Raw genomic sequence first — 14,375 nt, 5'->3', positions numbered from 1 at the left:
AGCATCACCCGTGAAACGCACATTGGCTGCCGTATGCCTCGCGCTGAGTACCGCACTCGCGGTCAGCGCCTGTGGCGGATTGGGCAGTACCACCGACGATTCCGCGGCACCGACCGCGACGATTCCGGAACTCGGTAAGGACCAGCAGGTCTCGATCGTCTTCGAGTCCTACAACTACGGTCTGGCGGGCGCGTGGACCGACACCTTCAACGCGCTCATCTCCGACTTCCAGGCCAAGCACCCCAATATCAAGGTCGTCGCGCAGAAGCCGCAGGGCAACAGCCCCAACCCGGCCACCGACACCATCTCGAGCATCCAGAACCAGATGGTCGCGGGCACCCCGCCGGACGTGGCGCAGCTCGGCTTCAGCGATCTGGACTTCACCATCAACCAGTTGCAGGCCAAGTCGCTGGACGCGCTGGTGGGTAAGTCCGAGGTGCAGAAGAACTTCGACGGCAACCCGCACGCCTACGCCCCCCGCGCGCGCACCCTGGCCGACTGGAAGGGCCAGACCTACGGCGTGCCGTTCGTGTTCTCCACCCCGGTGCTGTACTACAACGCCACGCTGTTCACCGAGGCGGGCCTCGACCCGGCCAACCCGCCCAAGACCTGGGCGCAGGTCGCGGACGCGGCCAACGCCATCCACGGCAAGACCGGCAAGGACGGCGTCTACATCGACTGCCTGACCAAGACCGCCAAGGACTGGTGCTTCCAGTCGATGGTCCGCTCCAACGGCGGCCGGGTGATCTCTGAGGACCGCACCACCCTGACCTACGCCGACGACGCGGCGGTCGAGGTCGTGCGCCAGGCGCAGGATCTGGTGAAGTCCGGCGGCATGCCGGTGCTCCAGCAGAAGCAGGGCTACGAGGCCTTCGGCCGCGGCGAGATCGGCATGATCCTCGAGACCAGCGCCGTCCAGGGCACCTTCGTCAAGGGCGCCAAGGACAAGTGGGATCTGCGCGCCGCGCCGATGCCCTCCTACGGCAGCAAGCCGACCGTGCCGACCAACTCCGGCGCCTCGCTCTACATCCTGTCCAACGATCCGGCCAAGCAGCGCGCTTCGTGGGAACTGATCAAGTACCTCACCAGTGAGGCCGCGTACGTGAAGATCTCGCAGGGCATCGGCTACCTGCCGCTGCGCACGGGTCTGATGACCGATCCCAACGGTCTGCAGGAATGGGCGAAGAAGAACCCGCTGTTCGAGCCCAACGTGGCGCAGCTCGGCAACATGGAGCCCTGGGTCTCCATGCCCGGCACGAACTACCTGCAGATCCGCGACGGCATGATGGACGCCGTCGAAGCGGTCGTCTTCCAGGGTAAGGACCCCAAGTCCACCCTGACCGCCGCGCAGGATCAGGGCCGCAAACTCCTCCCGGCCGCATGAGCGCCCGCGGCAACGGCGCGATGACCAACCACGACCCCGCAGACGGGATCACGGTCATCCAGCTGACCGATACCCACCTGAGGGCCGAGGGCGAACTGGTGCACGGCGAGGTCGACACCCACGCCAACCTGGTAAGGGCGATGGAGCACATCGCCGGAGCCGGGCGCGCTGTCGACGCCATCGTCTTATCCGGCGATCTGGCCGACGACGGTTCCCCTCTGGCCTACCAACGCCTGCGGGCAGCGGTCGACCCCGTTGCCGCGACTCTGGGCGCCCAAGTCGTGTATGTCATGGGCAATCACGACGAGCGCGTCGCCTTCGGCGCCGAACTGCTCGATCGCGACGTTGACCCCGACCAGCCCCTCGACAGCGTGTTCGAGGTCGCCGGAATGCGGATCATCGCCCTCGACAGCACGATTCCGGGCCATCACCATGGACGACTCGAACTCGAGCAGATCCGGTGGCTGACCGACCAGCTGAGTGCCCCCGCACCGCGCGGCACCCTGCTGGTCCTGCACCATCCACCGGTTCGCTCGCCCATGCCGAGTTCGAACATGCTGCGCCTCGAGCAGCCCCGGCAGCTCGCCGAGGCGCTCTCGGGCACAGATGTCGGCATGATCCTCTGCGGTCACAATCACCTCACCGGAGCCTCCGCCCTTGCGGGGGTTCCGGTGTGGCTCGGCACGCCGCTGTCGTTCCGCACCGACACCTTCCCGCCCTCGGGCCGGCACCGCGGTTTCGCCGGATTCGGCTACTCCCGCATCGAGGTCACCGACGAGGGCATGATCGCCGCGGCGGTCGATCTCACCCCGGCCGCACCGGTCTACGACCGCGCACTCGAGGACGTGCTCGACCAACTGGCCGCGCTGGCCGAGCACCGGTGATCCGATGTTCGTCATCGAACACCCGTCCGCACCGGTCGACGCCGTAGCCGGCGTCGACCCGGTGACGGACGGGTCCCGGCCCGCGGTCACCGCTTCCCGCACCCGTTCGCTGCTGCGGCGCGGGTTGCGCGGTCTCGTTCCCTACCTGTATCTCTCCCCGGCGCTGGCCATGCTCGTCATATGGACCTACCGCCCGCTGTTCCAGGCCGTCGAACTGTCCACCTATTCGTGGAATCTGCTGCCGAGCGCACCGATGAAACCGGTCGGCACGGCCAATTACGAACGGCTGTTCGACCTTCCCGCCTTCTGGGATTCCCTCGGCCGCACCGCCGTGCTCATCGGCGGACTGCTCCCCTTCACCGTCATCCTTCCGGTAGCGCTGGCGCTGGCGGGCCGCAAGGTCGGCCAGCGCGCCCGAACCGTGTACCAGGCGCTCATCTTCGCGCCGTTCCTGGTCGCGCCGGTCGCGGCGGGCGCGGTCTGGCGCTGGCTGCTGCATCCCGGCGGTGGCGTGGTCGGCCGGATCACCGGTTCCCACCGCAACTGGGTGTACGACGTGGATACCGCGCAGGCCGTCATCATCGTCATCACCGGCTGGCAGCTGCTCGGATTCGCCGTACTGGTGGTGTGGGCCGGCTTGGCGGGCATCAGCCCGGACTACGACGAGGCGGCCCGGGTCGACGGGGCATCCTCGAGTCAGATCCGTCGCTGGATCACCATGCCGATGCTGTCCCCCACCCTGCTGTTCCTGGTCTTGACGACCGTATTGCTGACCCCGACGCTGACCTTCCCCATCATCGACTCGATGACGCAGGGCGGTCCGTCGCAGGCCACGACGAACATCTACTACCTGCTCTGGGACTACGCCTTCCACAGCTTCGACGCGGGTCTCAGCGCCGCCGCCGGCGTGCTGCTGTTCGTGGGGTTCGGCGTACTGGCGGGCGGTCTGGTCTGGTTGTCGGAAAGGGTGTCCTTCCATGATGATTGAGCGATTGCGCGGTATCGGCAGCCACCTGCTGCTCGCCGTGACGGCGCTGGTGTGCGTCTTCCCGATCTACTGGCTGTTCGCCACATCGCTGCGCAGACCGTCCGATGTGATGTCGCTGTCGCTGGTGCCGTGGCCGCTGTCGGTGGACAACTACATCGACGCCGCCCACAAGGTGGACGTGGCGGGTCTGATCCTGAACACGTTCACCGTGGCGATCCTGTCGGCGGTCGCGCAGTTGCTCATCGCGCTGCTGGCCTCCTACGCCTTCGCCATGTACACCTTCCCGCTGCAACGGCTCCTCTACCTCGGATTCGTCGGCATCTGGCTGGTGCCGTTCCAGGTCACGATGCTGCCGAACTACGTGCTGCTCAACCAGCTCGGCCTGATCAACACGCTGATCGGCGTCGTCCTGCCCACCTTGTGTTCGGCGCTGGCGGTGCTGCTGCTGCGCCAGCACATGGCGGCCTTCCCGAAGGAACTCGTCGCCGCGGCGAAGATCGACGGACGCTCGTCCTGGTCGATCCTGTGGACGGTCGTGGTGCCGAATCTGCGGCCCGCGCTGGCCGCACTGACGATCCTGCTCTTCATCAATGCGTGGAACGAGTACTTCTGGCCCGCCGTGGTCATGCGCCGCTCCAATGGAGTGCTCCAGTTGGGGCTGCGCAGCTTCATGGGCACCGAGGGCGAACAATGGGGCCCGATGATGGCGGTGGCGGGCCTGGCCTGCCTACCCGTGCTGTTGATGTACCTGGTGTTGCAGCGTCATATCGTCAACGCCTTCGTGCGCTCCGGACTGAAATGAGTCAGACCGCGACTGCGTCGCCGCTGCGTGCGGCGACGCAGTCGAGGAACAGTTCCACCGCCGGATTGGTCTCCTCGGACCGCCACACCGCGAACAGATCGAGCGTTGGCACCGGGTCGAGAAGCTTGACCGCCACGGCCGCGCTGTCTGGTCCGCCCAACTGCATGGACTGCGCCCGCGGTAGCGAAGCGAAGCCGACGAACGGGCGCACCGAGACCATGTGCATGGTCGCCCCGGGATCGTCGGCGGCCTGTGCCACGTCCAGACTGATCCGATTGTCGGCCGCGGCACGGAAGATCGAGTCGTACATGGCCGGACACTGCTCCCTGGCGAACAGCACGCAGCGCTGGTCCTCGAGTTCGGCGAAACGCACGCCCGAGCGGCCGGCCCAGTGATGGGTGCGCCCCACCACCGCCACCAGCGGAATGCGGTTCAGCAGTCGGCGATAACGGAATTCGGCCGTGGTGGGGTGCCCGTACACCAGGGCGATGTCGAGTGTGCCCTCGCGCAGCGCCGCGAGCTGCGGTCCGGTGCGCTTCTCCCACAGCGAGATCACCACGTCGGGATGTTCGCAGGCCATCTTGGACAGCACATCCGGCAACACATGTCTGCTGGCGGGCAGGTTGTACCCGATATTGAGTGATCCTGACCGGCCCGCGGCCGCCGCCTTGGCCACCTCGGCGGCGCGATCCATCTGCGCGACGATCAGCCTGGCCTGATTCTCGAATTCCCGGCCTGCCGCGGTGAGCCGCACTTCGTGCGAATTGCGCGACACCAGTTGAACATCGAGCGATCGCTCGAGTTTCTGGAGTTGCGCGCTCAGACTCGGCTGGGTGAGGTGCAGACGCTGTGCCGCGCGACCGAAGTGCAGTTCCTCCGCGAGAGCGAGGAACGAAATAAGATGCCGGAGCTCCATACCGACTCCTTCCCGTCCTCGCCACCGTAATGCCGTCACGTAACCGGGAATGAATCAAACGGTAACGAGCGAGACCGGCTGGATGGCCGAGTGGTTGCCGGGAATCAGGAGAACTTGATCTCCAGACCGATTCCGAGAATCGCGATGAGCCACACCACGCCCGTGAAAACGGTCACGCGGTCGAGATTCTTCTCCACGACGGTGGAACCCGAGAGGCTCGACTGCACGCCGCCGCCGAAAAGACTGGACAGACCTCCGCCCTTGGCGCGGTGCAGCAGCACCAGCAGCACCAGCAGCAGGCTGGTGATGATCAGGAGGATATCCAGGAACATCCGCATGCCGATCAGTCTATGGGGTGCCCGCCGCGCGCGCCCACACGGCCCCCGGTCCGGCGCGACCCCGCTCACCTCGGCCGACGCGGTCACCGCGGTGCGCGACCTGAGGCCCGATACGGCGGCACCGCGACCAGATGGGTGACGTGGTCCTCGCCCCGGGTGAACCGCGACACGTCCTCCTCACGCAACCGGTCCTGCGCGGTCAGCCGGACCTGGTGCTGATGCATGTGCTCGGCCCACGAACGCACCACGAACGCCTCCACGTACCGATCGTGGCGGCCGAGGTCACGGTAGAGCCGCCACTCCATCGCCCCCGTGCGCTGACGAGAACGGCCGACGAAGACCATGGCCGCGACGAACTCCTCGGTGTGCTCGACGGGTACGTCATAGGTCCGCAGCACCATGATCGGGCCGTCCTCGGGATCGGGTTCCACCACGATCTGCGGTTCCGGCCAGAACGCCGACGGCGTCAGATCCAGTTCCTCGGCATTGTGGCGGATCGGCAACCAGATACTGCTCAGCGCGCTGCCCGCCAGCAGGACCGCCGCGATCAGCAGGGCCGACACCGTGCCGATCGCGCCCGCGGTCAGGCCCCACACCAGCGAGCCGACGGCCTGACCGCCCATGAAGACCAGCATGTACACCGACAGCCCGCGGGCCCGCACCCACGCGGGCAGCAGCAGCTGCATGGTGGAGTTCATCGTCGACATGGCGAGCAGCCAGGCTAGACCCGCGCCAACCAGCAGCACGAGCACCACCGGAAGCGAACGCAGCAGCACCGCTCCCGCGGTGGCGGTGCCGAACAGCACCGCCGCGGCGGTCAGGCGCTGGGTGGGGGTCAGTGCGGCGCGAATCCTCGACAGCGCCAGCGCGCCGAGTACCGCGCCGACACCGAGCGCGCCGAGCATGACACCGTAGCCGGCGGAGGACAGACCGAGTCCGTCGCGGGCGATCACCGGAAGCAGCGCCCACAGCGCGCTGGCCGGGGCGATGAACAGGATCGATCGCAGCAGCACCCGGCGGATGGCCGGGGCCGCGCGGATGAAACGGGTGCCCGCCTGCAATGCCGCCAGCGGGCGCTCACTCGGCAGCGCCCGGTCGGTCACCGGTCGCCGCCAGAACAGCAGCACCGCCACGATGCCGCCGAAGGACGCCGCGTTCAACGCGAAGACCAGCGTCGGCCCGGACAGCGAGACCAGCACCCCCGCGATGGCCGGACCCACCGCGCGCCCGATATTGATGTTCATGCTGCCGAGCGCCGCCGCCGCGGGAATCTGTGTACGCGGGACCAACTCCGGTTGGATGGCCTGCCAGGCCGGTGCGGTCAGCGCCTGCCCGCAACCGAGCAGGAACAGCAGGGTGAGCAGAACCGCGGGAGTGGTCTGGCCGGTGGCGGTCGACAACGCCAACACGCCCGCCAGCACCGCCATCGCCGACTGCGCGGTCAACAGCAGGCGGCGTCTGTCCACCAGATCGGCGATCACCCCGGACGGAATCGACAACAGCATCACCGGCAGGGTGATCGCGGTCTGCACGAGTGACACCAAGGCCGCGGCATTCGGCTCGTCGACCAGAATCCACTGCGCGCCGACTGTCTGCATCCAGGTACCGAGATTGGAGACCAGCTGCGCCACCCACAGCGCCCGGTAGATCGGCGATCGCAGCGGCGCCCAGGTCGACAGCGGGGCCCTCGCGTCGGCGGTCGTCACTCGGCACAGCATAGCCGGCCGCCATCGGCGCGCGCGGTGCGCGAACCGGCACCGGTCCGGCAATCGCCACGGCGTGGGTACCATCGCTGCCATGACGGCATCACGCGCGCGTCTCGCACCGCTCCTGCTGCTCGTATCCCTCGCCGCCGTGGCCTGCTCGGGCTCGGAGTCCACCACGGCGTCCTCGACCACGACCGCCACGCCGCCGCCGGTCACCACGGCGAAGCCCCCCGCGACCCCGATGGGACACAGCTACGTCTCCACCGCGGTCGAGGGCACCCCGATTCCGGGGGACGGCCCGCTGACCCTGATCTTCGCCGCTGACCGCCTCAGCGCGAACGCGGGCTGCAACACGGCCGCGGGTTCGGTGAGCTTCGACGGCGACAACATGCGAGTCGGCCAACTCACGAGCACCCTCGTGGGCTGTCCGCCACCGCGCGCCGACGCCGACCGGTGGGTAGCCGATCTGCTGAACGCCGCTCCCGCCTGGAAGCTGGACGGCTCGACATTGACCTTGCGCACCCCGGACCGGACGGTGACCCTCGTCGACAAACAGGTCGCCACGTCGAACCGGCCGCTGAAGGGCACCCGGTGGATCGTCACCGGCATCACCACCCCGCAGGCCCACACCACCTCCCAGACCATCACCGACCTGCGCCCGGACCTGACCATCGCCGAGGACGGTGCGGTCACCGGTATGGCCGGATGCAATCGGCTCACCGGCACGGCGCGGGTGGATCCGAACGGATCACCGGTCACCTTCCAGGTCGCGACCACGAAGATGACGTGCGCGCCGGAGGTGATGGAGGTCGAGAACGCGGTACTGAAGGCGCTGGACGGGACCGCGACCACCACCGTCGAGGGCGACAGCCTCATCCTGCGCAACGACAATGGCAGCGGTCTGACCTTCCAGGCAGCGGCCTGATCCTCCAAAGAGCGGACCGACAATGCGCGAGGCCCGCGGGTCCGAGTGGATCCGCGGGCCTCGTTCGTGCCGTCGTGCTCAGGGCAGCGGGCCGCCCGCGGCAATCGCCGACAGCGTCGCGAATTCGTCGCCCTTGAGTGACGCACCGCCGACCAGCGCGCCGTCGATATCGCTCTGGCCGACCAGTTCACCGACGTTCTTGGCGTTCACCGAACCGCCGTAGAGCACCCGGACCTGCGCGGCGACCTCAGCCGAGGCCAGCTGCACGAGCTCCGCGCGGATCGCGCCGCACACCTCCTGCGCGTCGGCGGGGGTGGCGACCTTGCCGGTGCCGATGGCCCAGACCGGCTCGTAGGCGATCACGATCTGCGAGATCTCCTCGGCCGTCAGACCTTTCAGCGATCCGCGCAACTGCTCGAGGTTGTACTCGACGTGCGTGCCCGCCTCGCGGACGCCGAGGCCCTCGCCGATGCAGACGATCGGGGTGATGCCGTACTTGAGCGCCTGCTTGGCCTTGGCGAGCACCGTGGCGTCGTCCTCGGTGTGGTACTGCCGACGCTCGGAATGGCCGACCACGACGAACGAGCAACCCAGCTTGGCGAGCATGGCGCCGCTGATCTCACCGGTGTAGGCGCCCTCGTCGTGCGTCGAGACATCCTGCGCGCCATAGGTGATGAGCAGTTTGTCGCCCTCGACCAGGGTCTGCACGCTGCGGAGGTCGGTGAACGGCGGGATCACCGTCACGTCGACCTTGGCGAAGTACTTCTCCGGCAGCGCGAAGGCGATCTTCTGGACGAGCGCGATGGCCTCGAGGTGGTTGAGGTTCATCTTCCAGTTGCCCGCGATGAGCGGTTTACGTGCCATCGCTCAGCCCTCCAGTACCGCGATACCGGGCAATTCCTTGCCCTCGAGGTATTCCAGGGAGGCGCCGCCGCCGGTCGAGATGTGCGAGAACCCGTCCTCCGGGAGTCCGAGGGTGCGCACGGCCGCGGCCGAATCGCCGCCGCCGACCACGGTGAACGCGCCCTTGCCGCTAGCGGTCACGATCGCCTCGGCGACCCCGCGGGTGCCCGCGGCGAACTTCTCGAACTCGAACACGCCCATCGGACCGTTCCAGAACACGGTCTTCGCCTCGGTCAGCAGCGCGGCGAACCGGTCCACCGACTCCGGGCCGATGTCGAGGCCCATCCAGCCGTCCGGGATCTCGTTGGCCGCGACCACCTTCGACTCCGCGTCGGCGGCGAACTTGTCGGCCACCACGATGTCGCGCGGCAGGTGGATGACATCGGCGTAGCGCTCGAGCAGCCCCTTGCAGGTATCGACCATCTCCTCCTGCAACAGCGAGGTGCCGACCGGAAGCCCCTGCGCGGCAAGGAAGGTGAAGCACATGCCGCCGCCGATCACCAGGGTGTCGACCTTGGGGGCCAGCGCCTCGATCACGGCCAGTTTGTCCGAGACCTTGGAGCCGCCGAGCACCACCGCGTACGGACGCTGCGGATGCTCGGTGAGCTCGGCCAGCACCTCGACCTCCGCCGCGACCAGTGTGCCCGCGTAGTGCGGCAGCAGCGCGGCCACGTCGTAGACCGATGCCTGCTTGCGGTGCACGACGCCGAAGCCGTCGGAGACGAACGCGCCGTCCTCGCCAACGAGTTCCACCAGCGCCGCGGCCAGTTTGCCGCGTTCGGCGTCGTCCTTGCTGGTCTCGCGCGGATCGAAGCGCACGTTCTCCAGCAGCAGCACGTCACCGTCGGTGAGGCCCTCCGAGCGCGAGAGCGCGTCGTAGCCGACGACATCACCCGCCAGTTGCACATTGCGGCCGAGCCGATCGGCCAGCGCCGCGGCCACCGGAGCCAGGGAGAACTTCGGGTCCGGCTCCCCCTTCGGACGGCCGAGATGCGCGGTGACGATCACCTTCGCACCGGCCTCGACCAACGCCTTCAGCGTGGGCACCGAGGCGATGATGCGGCCGGGATCGGTGATGTCGCCCTTGTCGTCGAGGGGGACGTTCAGGTCGGAGCGCACGAGCACGCCCCGACCCTCGACACCCTCGGCCAGGAGGTCCTGGAGTGTCTTGATCGCCATGCGTCAGAGCGACTTGCCGACGAGACCGATGAGGTCGACGATGCGGTTGGAGTAGCCCCACTCGTTGTCGTACCAGGACACGACCTTGACCTGGTCGTCGATGACCTTGGTCAGCGGCGCGTCGTAGATCGACGAGTGCGGATCGGTGACGATGTCGCTGGACACGATCGGATCCACGTTGTACTTCAGGATGCCCTTGAGCGGTCCCTCGGCGGCGGCCCGGTACGCGGCGTTGATCTCATCGATCGTCGCCGACTTGCGCAGGGTGGCGGTGAGATCGGTGACCGAGCCGGTGGGGACCGGGACGCGCAGCGCGTAGCCGTCGAGCTTGCCCTGCAACTCGGGCAGCACCAGGCCGATGGCCTTGGCGGCGCCGGTGCCGGTCGGCACGATGTTCAGCGCGGCGGCGCGGGCGCGGCGCAGGTCGCCGTGCGGACCGTCCTGGAGGTTCTGGTCCTGGGTGTAGGCGTGGATGGTGGTCATCAGACCGCGCTCGATGCCGAACTCGTCGTTGAGGACCTTGGCCAGCGGGCCGAGGCAGTTCGTGGTGCACGAGGCATTGGAGATGATGTTCTGGCTGCCGTCGTACCGGCCGTCGTTGACGCCCATGACCACGGTCAGGTCCTCACCCTTGGCCGGGGCCGAGATGATGACCTTCTTGGCGCCCGCGGCCAGGTGACCCTTGGCCTTGGTGGCGTCGGTGAAGATGCCGGTGGATTCGACGACCACGTCGACGCCCAGATCGCCCCAGGGCAGGGCCGATGGGCCCTCCTTGATGGCCAGCGCGGTGATCCGCCGGTCGCCGACCACGATGGTGTCCTCGCCGTCCAGCGACACGTCCTGCGGCAGACGGCCGAGGATCGAGTCGTACTTCAGCAGCGTGGCGAGGGTCGCGTTATCGGTGAGGTCGTTGACCGCGACGATCTCGATGTCGGTGGTGCCGAGCGCCTTCTGCGCCTCCACCGCCCGGAAGAAGTTACGTCCGATACGACCGAAGCCGTTGATGCCTACCCGGACAGTCACGTTATCGCTCCTCAGCTTTCAAGCGGATTCATTCCGATGCCCCCCTCACAGTAACGCCCGACGCGAATCTCTCCGACATCCACCTGGCATTCGTGAGCTCGTAGGACATGCGCCATATCGGTCGGCTATCGCAGCTCGTGGCCCCGTGCCGGGCAAGATCATCCGCGCGGCGGCGCGAGCAATTCGCGCAATCCCCCTGAACCGCTTCGGCGCTCGCCCGGACGCGTGAACTTCTCGTAACCGCTCGGGATCGGTCACCCGCGAAGGCCGATCGCGCCCGGCGGGAGCGATCGGCGCCGCGATCAGGCGTCGTCGAGCAGTTCGGCGGTGACGGCGGATTCGGTGTCGGGGATACCGAGATCCTTGGCGCGCCGGTCGGCCATGGACAGCAGACGCCGAATGCGCCCGGCGACCGCGTCCTTGGTCATGGGCGGATCGGCGAGCTGCCCGAGTTCCTCCAGCGACGCCTGGCGATGCTGCACGCGCAGCTTGCCCGCCGCCGCGAGATGGTCGGGCACGTCCTCGCCGAGGATCTCGAGTGCGCGCTCAACCCGCGCCGCGGCCGCGACCGCGGCGCGCGCCGAGCGACGCAGGTTCGCGTCGTCGAAATTGGCCAGCCGGTTCGCCGTCGCCCTGACCTCGCGCCGCATCCGGCGCTCCTCCCAGGTGAGCCGCGTGTCCTGCGCGCCCATCCTGGTCAGCAGCGCGCCGATCGCCTCGCCGTCGCGCACCACGACCCGATCGGTGCCGCGCACCTCACGGGCCTTGGCGGTGATGCCGAGCCGCCGAGCCGCGCCGACCAGCGCCAGCGCCGCCTCGGGTCCGGGGCAGCTCACCTCGAGCGCCGAGGAACGCCCCGGTTCGGTCAGCGAGCCGTGCGCGAGAAACGCGCCGCGCCAAGCCGCTTCGGCGTCGGCGATGCTGCCGCCGACCACTTGGGCGGGCAGTCCGCGCACCGGACGGCCGCGCACGTCGAGCAGACCGGTCTGGCGGGCCAACGCCTCGCCCTCCTTGGAGACCCGCACGACATAGCGCGAGGTCTTCCGTAATCCGCCCGCACCGAGGACGTGCACGTCGGAGCCGTAGCCGTACAGCTCGAAGATCTCCCGGCGTAGCCGTCGTGCGATGGAGCCCATGTCCACTTCGGCTTCGACGATCACCCGCCCGCCGACGATGTGCAGGCCGCCCGCGAATCGCAACAGGGCGGACAACTCCGCCTTGCGGGAACTCACCTGCGACACCGCGAGCCTGCTCAGCTCGTCTTTCACTTCGGCTGTCATCGCCACGAGACGCGCTCCTTTCCACCCAACCCGGACCGCACATCCGCGCCCATGTGCCGCCCTTCGACTCGAAGCCCTGCCATTTGCGGCCGAGGTTGCCGGATCAGTTGATCCAGTGCGGCGGCAAGCTTTCCGGGGTGATGCCGGTCCGTTCCCGCTTCGGCGACTTCGGAGAAGGTTACTCGCGCCCGCAACTGTTCGGCAGCCCTGGCCACATGTTCGCGTTCCCGGCCTTCCGCAACCGAGCCCGCGTCCACCAGAACGTCGTCGACCACGAATTCGGGTGCGTGCTGGGACAATACATGCAGATGCCGTTCCGCCGAGAAGCCGGCAGTCTCCCCCGGTTCCGCCGCCAGGTTCAGGACCAGCACTTTTCGTGCCCGCGTGTACACCAGCGCCTCGTGCAATCCCGGAACGAGAACGTGCGGTATCACACTGGTGAACCACGATCCCGGACCGAGTACCACCACGTCGGCGTGTTCGATGGCCGAGGTCGCCTGCGGGCTCGCGGGCGGGTCGGACGGAATCAGCCGGACCCGGCGAACCTTTCCGGGTGTCGTCGCCACGGCAACCTGCCCGCGAATGCAGCGACTCACCCGCGGGTCGGCTTCCAGGCCAGAAACATCGGCCTCGATATCGAGCGCGATCGGCGACATCGGCAGTACCCGACCGGTGATACGCAACATCTTCGCGACCTCGTCCAGCGCCGCGACGGGATCGCCGAGCACTTCGGTGAGGCCGGCGACGATCAGGTTACCGACCGAATGTCCGGCCAGCGCACCGGTTCCGCCGAAACGATGCTGAACGGTGCGGGCCCATACGCCGTCGGGATCCTCGGCCAGCGCGGCCAGCGCCATCCGCAGATCGCCCGGTGGGATCACGCCGAGTTCGGACCGCAGACGGCCCGAGGAGCCGCCGTCGTCGGCGACCGTGACCACCGCGCATATCTTCGCGGTCAACAGACGCACCGCGGACAGTGTCGCGTACAGACCGTGTCCGCCACCAAGAGCGACGATGGCGGGATCGGTTTCCCGCCCTGTCATTCGCGCCCCAGATCCCGATGTACGACCCGCACGACATCGGCCGACCCGCCCGACTCGGCGCCCATCGACTCGCCGAGCGCCTCGGCGATCGCCACGCTGCGGTGTTTGCCTCCGGTGCAGCCCACTGCCACCGTCATATATCGCTTCCCCTCTTGGCGGTAGCCATTCGTCGTCAGGTCCACCAGGTGGCAGCAGGTCCGCAGATAGTCGGCCGCGCCGGGCCGCGACAGCACGTATTCGCTGACCACGCTGTCCTGTCCCGAATGTTCCCTGAGTTCGGGAATCCAATGTGGATTGGGTAGAAAACGCACATCCAACACCATGTCCGCGTCCAACGGAACCCCGTACTTGAAGCCGAAGGACTGCACGGTGAGTTGCAATGCGGCAGGCGCGCCGCCCCCGTAGGCTTCCTCCATTTTCCGGTGCAACTGGTGGATCGACAGCTCGGTGGTGTCGATCACGAGATCGGCGGCGGTCTTGACCGCGGAGAGCCTGATGCGCTCCGCCGCGATACCCGCCGACAACGTACCGTCGGCGCTCTCGCTCTGCAGCGGATGCCTGCGGCGCGCGAATCCGAAGCGCCGGATGAGCACATCGTCGGAGGCTTCGAGGAACAGCACGCGGGTGCGAACGCCGCGGGCGCGCAACTGCTCGATGACCCCCGTGAGGTCATCGGTGAAGAATCTGCTCCGCACATCCATGACCAGGGCCAGCCGCGTGATCGGCGGCTGGGCGGAGATACCGAGCTCGACCATGCGGCCGAAGAGTTCGGGCGGCAGGTTGTCGGTGACGTACCAGCCGAGATCCTCGAGTACGCGCGCGGCGGTGCCGCGACCCGCACCGGAGAGACCGGTGACTATGACGACCTCGACCTGTTCCTGCCGACCACTGGGCTCCTGGCTACCACCGCCCGCAATGGGCTGCCGAATGCCCGCACTGTTGTTCGATTCGACGCGTGTCATGTCCTACCGGATCTGTGTGGGGTGCCTTTCGATCATGTCGCA

14 protein-coding genes are annotated in these 14,375 nt (G+C 67.9%); 5 read left to right on the top strand and 9 right to left on the bottom strand.

Annotated elements, in window-relative coordinates; all coding sequences use genetic code 11:
• Positions 1-10 precede the first annotated feature (10 nt).
• The 4 genes from APZ21_RS02305 to APZ21_RS02290 are packed head-to-tail and all read left to right on the top strand — an operon-like array spanning position 11 to position 4,058.
• On the top strand, positions 11-1,384 hold the full coding sequence (locus APZ21_RS02305; RefSeq protein ID WP_054811514.1) for an ABC transporter substrate-binding protein: 1,374 nt from the start codon (positions 11-13) through the stop codon (positions 1,382-1,384).
• On the top strand, positions 1,381-2,268 hold the full coding sequence (locus APZ21_RS02300) for a metallophosphoesterase (RefSeq protein WP_239476451.1): 888 nt from the start codon (positions 1,381-1,383) through the stop codon (positions 2,266-2,268). Before APZ21_RS02305 ends, APZ21_RS02300 begins: the two co-directional genes overlap by 4 nt.
• A gap of 4 nt (positions 2,269-2,272) precedes the next feature.
• Positions 2,273-3,256: a carbohydrate ABC transporter permease gene (locus APZ21_RS02295; RefSeq protein ID WP_082392757.1), complete on the top strand. Its 984-nt coding sequence runs from the start codon at positions 2,273-2,275 to the stop codon at positions 3,254-3,256.
• Positions 3,246-4,058: a carbohydrate ABC transporter permease gene (locus APZ21_RS02290; protein WP_054811513.1), complete on the top strand. Its 813-nt coding sequence runs from the start codon at positions 3,246-3,248 to the stop codon at positions 4,056-4,058. Before APZ21_RS02295 ends, APZ21_RS02290 begins: the two co-directional genes overlap by 11 nt.
• Before the next feature lies 1 nt (position 4,059).
• Here APZ21_RS02290 and APZ21_RS02285 read toward each other — a convergent pair whose 3' ends face one another.
• The 3 genes from APZ21_RS02285 to APZ21_RS02275 all read right to left on the bottom strand — a co-directional run bounded on the left by APZ21_RS02285 (position 4,060) and on the right by APZ21_RS02275 (position 7,030).
• Positions 4,060-4,974, bottom strand: coding sequence for a LysR family transcriptional regulator (locus tag APZ21_RS02285; protein WP_054811512.1), 915 nt, complete (start codon positions 4,972-4,974; stop codon positions 4,060-4,062).
• Between the two features lie 104 nt (positions 4,975-5,078).
• Complete coding sequence (gene secG / locus APZ21_RS02280) at positions 5,079-5,312, bottom strand: preprotein translocase subunit SecG (RefSeq protein WP_040708285.1); 234 nt, start codon at positions 5,310-5,312, stop codon at positions 5,079-5,081.
• A gap of 83 nt (positions 5,313-5,395) precedes the next feature.
• Positions 5,396-7,030: an MFS transporter gene (locus APZ21_RS02275; RefSeq protein ID WP_054811511.1), complete on the bottom strand. Its 1,635-nt coding sequence runs from the start codon at positions 7,028-7,030 to the stop codon at positions 5,396-5,398.
• Positions 7,031-7,109: 79 nt separating this feature from the next.
• On the opposite strand from APZ21_RS02275, the gene APZ21_RS02270 reads away from it, so the two are divergent.
• Positions 7,110-7,943 (top strand): META domain-containing protein, encoded by an 834-nt coding sequence (locus tag APZ21_RS02270; protein WP_054811510.1) that lies wholly within the window; start codon positions 7,110-7,112, stop codon positions 7,941-7,943.
• Positions 7,944-8,021: 78 nt separating this feature from the next.
• Here APZ21_RS02270 and tpiA read toward each other — a convergent pair whose 3' ends face one another.
• The 6 genes from tpiA to rapZ all read right to left on the bottom strand — a co-directional run bounded on the left by tpiA (position 8,022) and on the right by rapZ (position 14,333).
• The gene (gene tpiA, locus APZ21_RS02265) at positions 8,022-8,807 is read right to left on the bottom strand and encodes a triose-phosphate isomerase (protein ID WP_054811509.1); all 786 of its coding nucleotides are present in this window, start codon (positions 8,805-8,807) and stop codon (positions 8,022-8,024) included.
• Between the two features lie 3 nt (positions 8,808-8,810).
• Positions 8,811-10,025 carry a phosphoglycerate kinase gene (locus APZ21_RS02260; RefSeq protein WP_054811508.1) on the bottom strand — a complete coding sequence of 405 codons (1,215 nt, stop codon included), beginning with the start codon at positions 10,023-10,025 and terminating at the stop codon, positions 8,811-8,813.
• Positions 10,026-10,028: 3 nt separating this feature from the next.
• Positions 10,029-11,048, bottom strand: a complete 1,020-nt coding sequence (gene gap / locus APZ21_RS02255; RefSeq protein WP_054811507.1) for a type I glyceraldehyde-3-phosphate dehydrogenase — start codon at positions 11,046-11,048, stop codon at positions 10,029-10,031.
• A gap of 302 nt (positions 11,049-11,350) precedes the next feature.
• Entirely contained in the window at positions 11,351-12,334 is a 984-nt protein-coding gene (whiA, locus tag APZ21_RS02250) for a DNA-binding protein WhiA (RefSeq protein ID WP_054811506.1), read from the bottom strand.
• Complete coding sequence (locus APZ21_RS02245) at positions 12,325-13,371, bottom strand: gluconeogenesis factor YvcK family protein (protein ID WP_054811505.1); 1,047 nt, start codon at positions 13,369-13,371, stop codon at positions 12,325-12,327. The genes whiA and APZ21_RS02245 overlap by 10 nt, the downstream gene beginning before the upstream one ends.
• The gene (gene rapZ / locus APZ21_RS02240) at positions 13,368-14,333 is read right to left on the bottom strand and encodes an RNase adapter RapZ (RefSeq protein WP_082392756.1); all 966 of its coding nucleotides are present in this window, start codon (positions 14,331-14,333) and stop codon (positions 13,368-13,370) included. The genes APZ21_RS02245 and rapZ overlap by 4 nt, the downstream gene beginning before the upstream one ends.
• Positions 14,334-14,375 lie beyond the last annotated feature (42 nt).

Origin of the sequence: Nocardia arizonensis, assembly GCF_001310275.1 — a bacterium.
GTDB lineage: Bacteria > Actinomycetota > Actinomycetes > Mycobacteriales > Mycobacteriaceae > Nocardia > Nocardia arizonensis.
The sequence above is the reverse complement of the archived record's forward strand: the minus strand, read 5'-3'. Positions and strand labels throughout refer to the sequence as shown.